Origin of the sequence: Mesorhizobium sp. L2C066B000 (assembly GCF_000502335.1) — a bacterium.
In the GTDB taxonomy this organism is placed as follows: domain Bacteria; phylum Pseudomonadota; class Alphaproteobacteria; order Rhizobiales; family Rhizobiaceae; genus Mesorhizobium.
In genome coordinates, this window is sequence record NZ_AYWZ01000041.1 from 1 (window position 1) to 6,669 (window position 6,669).

Consider the following 6,669-nt stretch of genomic DNA (forward strand, 5'->3'; position numbering starts at 1 on the left):
CTCCTGCATCACCGCACGGAGCACTTCGTGCAATCCATCCGGGTTCGAAAGCAAAATGTCTTTGACGGCAGCGCTGGCGGGCTTTTTTGCGTCAGCCGGGAACTTCCTCGCTCTGAGGCTGTTCGGTCGCACCCGGCTCTTTCTTCAGCGGTCCCGTGCCGGTGACCAAGATGGCCCCTCACTCATCGTGGTCGGCCCGCGCTCAGAAGCAAGCGCGGGCAATCCCTGCACAAGCCCGGCGTGCCCAGATGTCAGCGGGCTTTTCATCGTTCTCTGTCATTGCTGTGTTGTCGGTGCGCAACCGCTTCTTGAATGCGCGTGCTGCTGCATCGCAAGCGACACGTGAGGAGCCGTTCATGGACAAAATGATTTCGGCTGCCTTCACAGTCAAACCGTGTTTTTCGGCGAACTCTGCGGCTGTGTACGCGAGCTTTGTTTTTTCGCTACTCCGCATTTCTGACTCCATAGATCTCTTGCGCCTCGTGCAAGCTCTGTCGGGCCTGTTGCAGTGATCGATGCAAGTTCGCCAGCAATTCGTCGGCGTCGGCCGTCGGACTGCCTTCGTGATCCAGTAAGCCGACGATAATATCCTGCTTGGAAACGATGCTCTCGTTGTGAACGAGTTGGCCCATAAAATACATGAGCCGGCTCTGTGCCGGTGTGGGCATGGGCCTTCTCCCTGGTCGGGCGAAAGCCTGATGATCGCTCCCAAGCGCCTCGTGCCTGTTTGTTTTGATTTTTCGAGGCGACGCAGCAGTGTGCGCTCGTTAGCAGGCCATGGCAACCGGCCAGGCAATTGCAGCATCCACGCTGCGCACGCCGCCCTGACCGCGCGTGCCGGTCCCCTGGCGTCGCTCGGCCGCTACTTCAGTGTTTCTGGTTGACAATCGTGGCCGGCGCACCGCATTTTCGGCTTGAGGGACAAACTTGGGGATCCTGATGAAGAAGACTTATCAGAAGCCTGAATTAAAGAAGCGCGAGAAGCTCTCGGCCGTAACGGCTGTGTGCACGCCATCAACCTGCACCGATGAGTGAGAACCTTTAGACCGGCGCTTTGCCGAAATTCGCTAGAGAGGGACTGCAGTGAAGAAAGAATACAGCAAGCCAGTACTGACTAAACGTGGGCGTCTCAGCGCAGTGACGGCGCAATTGGGACCCAGTATTGAACCCAGAGGAGCCTAGGCAAAACCACGGCCCTGCAACAAAGCCAGTTGGCTTCGGCGGCGGGCTTTTCCGCTTCCAGGCGCCGAAACTTATATTCGCATGCGTGTCACAACGAGCCAGGCGGTTTCCGTGCTCAGTCTCCGCACTTCAGGGTCGCTGAACCCTGCCTCTCGCAATCAGCAATTACCTCATCCGGCTCGCGAGGTGTAGAAATGTCGGCCGGCATGTTCATCCGGTCCATATGCGTCTTCGGGAGGAAGCCAAGCACGACGCGGCCGCCTGGTTTGAGGACGCGAGCGAGCTCTGCGGATCCAGCTCTAAGGCTTTGCCAGAACTACGCTGTGTGGACCCTGAGAGCCTTGTCGAATGTGCTATCCGGCAAGGGCAAGTCCTCGACTAGCCCGACTCGGAACTCGGCTCGTCCGGCGCACACTGCATCGGCGAACCGGCGGCAGGCAGCGTTCACGACATCCTGCGAGCGATCAACACCGCAAACGAATGCTGCCCCACCGAGAAGGTGCGGCAGTAAAACGCGCCGCCGAAACCGACCTCCACGGCACGATCTTCCAGGACCAGCTGCAATTCATCGAGAGCGTAGCTTGAGCCGAGCATTGCCCCGGTTCATTCCGGCCCGGACCAGCCAGCCGCCGATTCCGGTCGGCCAGGACAGTGGTTTCGCTATAAATCGTTGCGCCATCCGATCTCACCCGTATTCGGGTCATCTAGCCACCATGCGCCTAGAAGCGGCCGCCCCACAAACGCTGCTTCGATAGCGATGACCAGTTGGGTTGTGCTGCGCTCTTAGGCGTCGAATTCCAGCGGCTGGTGGTCCGGTTGCTCGTGCCACATCACTCGGCGGAAATCGCGACGGCCTACCTTTTGCGCGCAAATGGGGCGCGCATAGAAATGCTCTTCCCAGTCAGGTCATGTGGCTTGCCGGGGATGGGCGGTCCGAGGTCGGCTATTCTGGTCATGCCCGACCGAACCCGTCGCAGCGGCAAAAGTTCCGGAAAGGCGTGCCTGTTGCCCGATCGCCCGCTCGCATTTTTTGTACCATATATTCGCGGCTTCCATTAGCATCCTCTCATGGCAACTCTGCGGTACGGCGTAAGGCGGGAACCGGATGGGACGTGGACGGTATTCGACGTGTTCACCGGGCTGCCGGCTATTGTAGCGGGCCACCCATCTGTCGACCTTCCCGACATGGAGTATGCCGAAGAGCTGGCNGCCGGCTATTGTAGCGGGCCACCCATCTGTCGACCTTCCCGACATGGAGTATGCCGAAGAGCTGGCGGCCATCCTGAATGCCAACGACCTAAAGCAGAGGCTATCTCACGGAAGGTTCCCGGGAGGGTTCGCCTGACTGAGGTGTGATTCGCCCGGCTTCGTACTGCCCATCCAGGGTGGTTCGTCCGATCCGAACAACCATTGTTATTGAACTGCCGACCACCAGGGTCTTAAATCGACTTGCCATTGCTTTTCGTAGGGAGGATGTGATGAGCAACGTGGTGCCAATCCGCAAGGCGTTGCCTCGCGTGGAAGTGGTCGGAGCCAGTGGCGAATGGGTCGTGCGCATCATAGAGACCGACCAGGAAATTACACGCTCATTCGGCCTGGAATCGTTTGCGCTGTCCTTCGCTGAAGGCCAGCGGATACGGCTACATCTCGACAAGGTTGTGCGGCTTTAGGACCCTCCTGCGGCTGGGTAACCTCAGGGCCGCGACGGTGATGGCCCATGGATGTGCTTGAACAGGAGATTGCCGATCTCCTGCATTGCCGTCATATCCGGCTAAGCCGCTAAACGGAGACTTCACCGCAGACGCTGCCGAGCAGCGGGATCAACACGAAGCTGTCATCCCGAAACTTGCTTACGGTGGTGATCGTGAAATCTTCTGCTCGACAAGCCACACCCATGAGGAGAATGCTTCCGCTGTCCGAACTCACGACCTGGCAATTTGGCGCATGAGCGAAGCGCGATCGACCCAAGATACGCGTGTGTGCGGATCTAGGACTCCTGTCGAGGCTCAATAGCGGAACAGCCGCGCAGCCATGTGGCTCCCAATCACGGACGGTCAGATTGCGACCCAAAGCTGCCGGTCAGCAATGCGCCTCCATTGGCCGTAGTGATGACGCCGCGTGAAGCACATGCGAGGCGAGGAGGATTTGCAGCACACCTGTTTCGTCTGGCAGGTCGGACTTCCATCGAATCGGAATGGAGTTTTTAGACATTCGTTTATCTATTCGTGGTTTCTAATACATATGGCATCCAACGCGTTCACCCGGATTTGGTTTGCTTTGAGCCGCCTAAGGCGCGCCACGAACGGTAACGTTGCCGTCATCGTTGCCTTCACCTTGCCGGTCGTGGTTGGCGGCGCCGGCCTCGGTATGGAGACATCCTTCTGGTATTACAGCAGCCTTAAGCTGCAGGCCGTTGCCGATGCCGCGGCCTATGCCGGTGCGCTCGAGAAAGTCGCGGGTTCCGACAACCCGACCATCATCGCCGCCGCCACGCAGTCCGCGACTTCGAACAATTTCGCCACGCCGGGCACGATCCAGGTCAACACGCCGCCATTGTCCGGCCCGAACACCGCAAAGAAGGCGGTGGAGGTCATCGTCAAGCAGAACCTCGATCGCTACTTCACGGCGATTTTCAACCAGGCGCCCGTTGCCGAACAGGCAAGGGCGGTGGCGCTGATCAATGACGCCTCCAAGGCTTGCGTACTCGCGCTTAGTCAGTCGGCCTCCCAGGCTGCGCTCTTTTCCGGCAACACCACCGTCAACCTCACCGGCTGTTCGGTCATGTCGGACTCGATTGCCTCGGACGCCATAAAGACGCAGGGCTCGGCGGTGCTCAAGGCCGACTGCCTGATCACGGTCGGCGGCATGGTGCTGAACAATCCGGCGACCACGGTCTGCAAGTCCAACATCACCCAAGCCTTGCCGGCAGCCGATCCTTTCTCCAGCTTGGCGGCGCCGACGGCCGGGAACCCGTGCAAGTCTGTCAACGGCAACAAGACGTCGCAAACACTCCAGCCTGGCACCTACTGTAGCGGCATGAGCCTCAGCGGCAACGTCACCCTGCAGCCCGGCGTCTACGTCGTGCAGGGCGGTATGAAGGTCAACGCCAACGCGGTCGTCGCCGGCAGCGGGGTAACCATCTTCATGGCAGGCAGCAACACCGTCAGCATGAACGGCAACGCCAAGGTGACGCTGAGCGCGCCTACCTCCGGAGCCTATTCCGGCGTGCTGTTCTACGGCGACAGGACCGGGACTGCGGCACAGAGCACCTTCAACGGCACAGCGGACTCGCTTTTGACCGGCGCCATCTATTTTCCCAGGCAGCAGGTCAACTACCTTGGCAACTTCTCGGGGAACGGTGGCTGCACTCAGGTCGTCGCCGACACCATCCAGTGGTCAGGCAGTACGACGATAAAGCAGAACTGCAAAGGCCTCGGGATGGACGACATTCCGGCGGCACTGTCCGTTCAGCTTGTCGAGTAGCGGGATGGGTGGGCGGACCTTGCGCATTGTCCTGGACAAATCCGGGATAGCTGCCGTCGAGTTTTCCATGTTGCTGCCCATCCTGTGCCTCGTCTGCCTCGGCATCGCCGACGGCTGGTCCTACGTAACGAGTTACTTGCAGATGCGCGCGGGCGTTAAAACCGCGGCCAATCTCGTAATGGCCGGCGCGTCCAATGACACCGGAACGCAGGCGGTCGCGCTTTCGAGCTGGAACGACAAGCCCGAGGACGCCGCGGTCGTGCTGGTCCGCTCCTATTTGTGCGGCGCCACGGTCGTGGATGAGACCACCATCTGCGGCGGAACGAAGCTGCCGACCGTCTTCGTCCAGATAACGGCCACGGGCACCTGGGTGCCCCCGTTCAATTTCGGTGTCTTCCCAAACCCGCGCGCGATCAGTCATCAGCAGGTGATCCGTGTCCGCTGAAAGGATCGGATCCAGGTGGCGCCGTGACTGCTCCGGCGCAGCCGGGCTGGAATTCGCCTTGATCGCGCCTTTCCTGATCATGCTCCTGTTCGGAATCTTCGCCTTCGGCTGGGCCATGAATGCCGTGTCGACCGTCCGCTATACGCTGGAAACCTCTTCTCGGGCGCTGCAGCTGAACAACACGCTTTCGCAGAGCGACATCCAGGCCATCGCCACGCAGAAATTGGTGAATCTGGGTCTGCAGAACGTCATTGTGACGATCGCGATCGACCCTGCCAGCGGCGGCTTCAAGATGGCGCATCTGACCGCCAGCTATGCCTTCGTCATCGCTTTCCCGTATTTCGACCAGTATCCGATAAATTACGCCACGACCGTCACGGTGCCCCTGGTTGCCAGCTAGGATACGGCCGGCTTGGTTGAGTTGGCGGCCCTGTATTCAGCTTCCCAAGGCAATGCGTCGAATTCGGGCTTGTGCCCCGCTTCACGGTAGGCGGCCTGAGTGAGGAAACCTGCTTTGTCCCGCTCCACAACGCAGACAAACGGCGGAGTGCCCGGGCACCTATAGACGCCTACAGCTTTTTCCATGCAACAGGTGTGCTACGGGTGCTCGGAGATGTCGTCCTTCATTGCGATGACAGAACATGAGCGAGGATAGTAGCGGCCCGGCATCACTGAAGGTGCGGGTTGGTCAAATTCGTACAACTCTTTTCATTGCAGAGAGAGTTTCGGCGAGCTTATTAATGTGTCGTTTGCCATTGCCTTTTCTGGGAGGCTGCGATGGTTGCAACGCCCATAGATATCGCTCGATCGGCCACTACGGCCACCTGCTCATGCGCCAGAAGTCCATGGCGGAACCCGCCACATTTCGCTGGGACATGGATCAATCGCGCAGGGCCATCCGAGCCTCACGCGAGCTTCTGAAGCGCCTTGGTCAACGTCGTCGCGACGTGGCGCTAGGCTGGGAAGATGCCGACCCGTCTACTGTTCCCGTCTCTGCGTTTCAAGCCGACGTTCTCCGCTCTGCATTCCGACGCCTACTCAGGGAAACCGGAGCGCCTGAGTGTCAATGGCGCGATTTAGCTAAGGCCCCCTGGTGCGCGATTTGACTGGGTGCGAGCTGATCGAAACTGGCTTGGTGGATTGGATCGTCAGCAAGTAGCCGCTGCCCGCCAGCGGCCCAGCAGCCGTCTGCGGGNGAAACTGGCTTGGTGGATTGGATCGTCAGCAAGTAGCCGCTGCCCGCCAGCGGCCCAGCAGCCGTCTGCGGGGACTTTGCAGCGGGCGCGCTGGGCCTGACCGGTGGGGCGGTGTGGTATCCGCCGGCTGGCGAACATATGCGCCTCCTGCCAACGCCAGCGAAACATCCAAACGAACGAGGCGATCTAACCGCGATCTCGCCATCCAAGGCCAACACATAGGCCGATAGCAAAGGCCCATAATTGCTGAGAGAACGAAAATGGCCGACGCCATGGTTGGGGAACCCGGGTGGGTAGGCGCCGGCCACAAGCGGAACAGGCCCGCCGCGCCACACACATGGCTGATTTGTCATCACGTGGTTA

Annotated in this window: 7 protein-coding genes; 4 read left to right on the forward strand and 3 right to left on the reverse strand. The window is 59.9% G+C overall.

The window, feature by feature from the left end:
* Positions 1 to 202 precede the first annotated feature (202 nt).
* The 3 genes from X733_RS00205 to X733_RS1000000171205 all read right to left on the reverse strand — a co-directional run bounded on the left by X733_RS00205 (position 203) and on the right by X733_RS1000000171205 (position 1,776).
* Complete coding sequence (locus X733_RS00205) at positions 203 to 454, reverse strand: hypothetical protein (RefSeq protein ID WP_023820441.1); 252 nt, start codon at positions 452 to 454, stop codon at positions 203 to 205.
* Positions 444 to 668, reverse strand: coding sequence for a hypothetical protein (locus X733_RS136680; RefSeq protein ID WP_023670653.1), 225 nt, complete (start codon positions 666 to 668; stop codon positions 444 to 446). Before X733_RS136680 ends, X733_RS00205 begins: the two co-directional genes overlap by 11 nt.
* Before the next feature lie 958 nt (positions 669 to 1,626).
* The gene (locus X733_RS1000000171205; RefSeq protein WP_023707523.1) at positions 1,627 to 1,776 is read right to left on the reverse strand and encodes a hypothetical protein; all 150 of its coding nucleotides are present in this window, start codon (positions 1,774 to 1,776) and stop codon (positions 1,627 to 1,629) included.
* An 884-nt stretch (positions 1,777 to 2,660) separates the two neighbouring features.
* On the opposite strand from X733_RS1000000171205, the gene X733_RS136675 reads away from it, so the two are divergent.
* The 4 genes from X733_RS136675 to X733_RS136660 all read left to right on the forward strand — a co-directional run bounded on the left by X733_RS136675 (position 2,661) and on the right by X733_RS136660 (position 5,510).
* Entirely contained in the window at positions 2,661 to 2,852 is a 192-nt protein-coding gene (locus X733_RS136675; RefSeq protein WP_023740327.1) for a hypothetical protein, read from the forward strand.
* Between the two features lie 607 nt (positions 2,853 to 3,459).
* Positions 3,460 to 4,665: a pilus assembly protein TadG-related protein gene (locus X733_RS136670; protein ID WP_348625884.1), complete on the forward strand. Its 1,206-nt coding sequence runs from the start codon at positions 3,460 to 3,462 to the stop codon at positions 4,663 to 4,665.
* A gap of 19 nt (positions 4,666 to 4,684) precedes the next feature.
* A complete protein-coding gene (locus X733_RS136665; RefSeq protein WP_245274558.1) occupies positions 4,685 to 5,110 on the forward strand; it encodes a TadE/TadG family type IV pilus assembly protein in 426 nt (141 codons plus the stop codon).
* Entirely contained in the window at positions 5,100 to 5,510 is a 411-nt protein-coding gene (locus X733_RS136660; RefSeq protein WP_031194368.1) for a TadE/TadG family type IV pilus assembly protein, read from the forward strand. Before X733_RS136665 ends, X733_RS136660 begins: the two co-directional genes overlap by 11 nt.
* The last annotated feature ends 1,159 nt before the right edge of the window (positions 5,511 to 6,669 follow it).

What these genes read in the sequence shown, in the direction of transcription:
- X733_RS00205 (WP_023820441.1), bottom strand. Translation starts at nt 454, where the DNA reads ATGCGGAGTAGCGAAAAAACAAAGCTCGCGTACACAGCCGCAGAGTTC.
- X733_RS136680 (WP_023670653.1), bottom strand. Translation starts at nt 668, where the DNA reads ATGCCCACACCGGCACAGAGCCGGCTCATGTATTTTATGGGCCAACTC.
- X733_RS1000000171205 (WP_023707523.1), bottom strand. Translation starts at nt 1,776, where the DNA reads ATGCTCGGCTCAAGCTACGCTCTCGATGAATTGCAGCTGGTCCTGGAA.
- X733_RS136675 (WP_023740327.1), top strand. Translation starts at nt 2,661, where the DNA reads ATGAGCAACGTGGTGCCAATCCGCAAGGCGTTGCCTCGCGTGGAAGTG.